The organism is Burkholderia sp. MR1-5-21, from assembly GCF_053427715.1.
Map to the genome: position 1 here is coordinate 1 of NZ_JBSAXD010000095.1, position 951 is coordinate 951.

General features: G+C 67.2%; 2 protein-coding genes. Both read right to left on the reverse strand.

Annotated elements, in window-relative coordinates; genetic code table 11:
• The coding region (locus ACV229_RS40530) for a formate dehydrogenase subunit delta (RefSeq protein ID WP_448088653.1) at positions 1 to 134 on the reverse strand (134 nt) is incomplete at its 3' end.
• A gap of 7 nt (positions 135 to 141) precedes the next feature.
• A partial coding sequence (locus ACV229_RS40535) for a molybdopterin oxidoreductase family protein (protein WP_448088652.1) occupies positions 142 to 951 on the reverse strand: 810 nt, incomplete at its 5' end.

A 951-nucleotide genomic window follows, 5' to 3' on the forward strand; every position in this document is an offset into this window, starting at 1 on the left:
GCGCGGCGCATCCGCGGTTCCCAGAAGCGCCGGATGTGGTCGGCGATGCCGGCCAGCGCTTCGTCGCGATCGGGCATCGACGCAAAGAATTCGCCGATCTGGTTGGCCATGTCGATCAGGTGTCCGGTGTCCATCGCGTCCTCACTTGCCGGTGGTCACGGCCGCGGGCTCGGCGGCACGGCGCTCGAGCAGGTCGAGCTGCTCGGCATTGAAACGCGCATACGCGCGCTGCCAGTCGGACGGCTGCGCGACCGGCATCACCTGCACCGCCGTCACCTTGTACTCGGGGCAGTTCGTCGCCCAGTCCGAGCTGTCGGTCGTGATCACGTTCGCGCCCGATTCGGGGAAGTGGAACGTCGTGTACACGACGCCCGGCTGCATCCGTTCGGTCACGAGCGCGCGCTGCACGGTCTGCCCGGCGCGCGACTCGATGCCGACCCAGTCGCCGGTCCGGATCCCGCGATCCTCCGCGTCGTGCGGATGGATCTCGAGGCGATCCTCCTCGTGCCACCGGACGTTGTCGGTGCGGCGCGTCTGCGCGCCGACGTTGTATTGCGACAGGATGCGGCCCGTCGTCAGGATCAGCGGATAGCGTTGCGTGACCTTTTCCGGCGTCGGAATGAACTGCGTGATCACGAATCGGCCCTTGCCACGCACGAACGTGTCGATGTGCATCGTCGGCGTACCTTCCGGCGCGTGCTCGTTGCACGGCCACTGGATGCTGCCGAGCGTGTCGAGCTTCGCGTACGACACGCCCGTGAACGTCGGCGTGAGCCGTGCGATCTCGTCCATGATCTCCGACGGGTGCGCGTAGTCCATCTCGTAGTCGAGCGCGCGGGAAAGCATCAGCGTCACTTCCCAGTCCGCGTAGCCGGCGAGCGGCGGCATCACCTTGCGCACGCGCGAGATGCGGCGCTCCGCGTTCGTGAACGTGCCGTCCTTCTCGAGGAA